Here is a 527-nt window from a genome sequence, read left to right on the forward strand (position 1 = left end):
CCCTGGCGGCAGCGCCGCTGAACTCCGAGGCCGGTCGGGCGGGGGAGTTCAAGCGGCAGGGGGCCGGGCGTGAAGAAGAAGAGGGAGAATCAGAGAAGGAAGGGGAAGGGAGTGAAGAAGGAGAAGTAATGGAAGGTAGAGGAGGAGGGAAAGGAGGAGGGGAGAGAAAGGGGAAGAAAAGAAGGAGAAGAAAAAAGAGGAGAAGAAGAGAGGAGAAAAGAAGGGGAGGAAAAAGGGAAGAAGGAGACGCGAAGGGAGAAGAAGAGGGAAAAGGGAGAAAGGGAAAAAAAAGAAAGGGGGAAGAAAGAGGAAGAAAGAAAGGAGAGGGAGGAAGAGGGAAAAGGGGAAGAGAGGGAAGAGAGGGGAAAAAGGGAGGAGCACGGACGGAGAGGGTGGGTAAAAAGGGCAGCCGCCATTCACAGACGTACAGACCCACCGGAGGGAAAGAGCGGGAGGACAATGGAGAGGAGGGCGAGGTGGTACAATGAAAGAGGTGACTGGAGAAGGGGAGGAGAAGGGAGAAGGAA

General features: G+C 55.2%; 1 protein-coding gene. It reads left to right on the forward strand.

Annotated elements, in window-relative coordinates:
* The coding region (locus tag CSC66_RS17400; RefSeq protein ID WP_202935701.1) for a hypothetical protein at positions 1–488 on the forward strand (488 nt) is incomplete at its 5' end.
* Between the last annotated feature and the right edge of the window lie 39 nt (positions 489–527).

The organism is Pseudoxanthomonas kaohsiungensis, from assembly GCF_010211765.1.
Lineage (GTDB): Bacteria > Pseudomonadota > Gammaproteobacteria > Xanthomonadales > Xanthomonadaceae > Pseudoxanthomonas > Pseudoxanthomonas kaohsiungensis.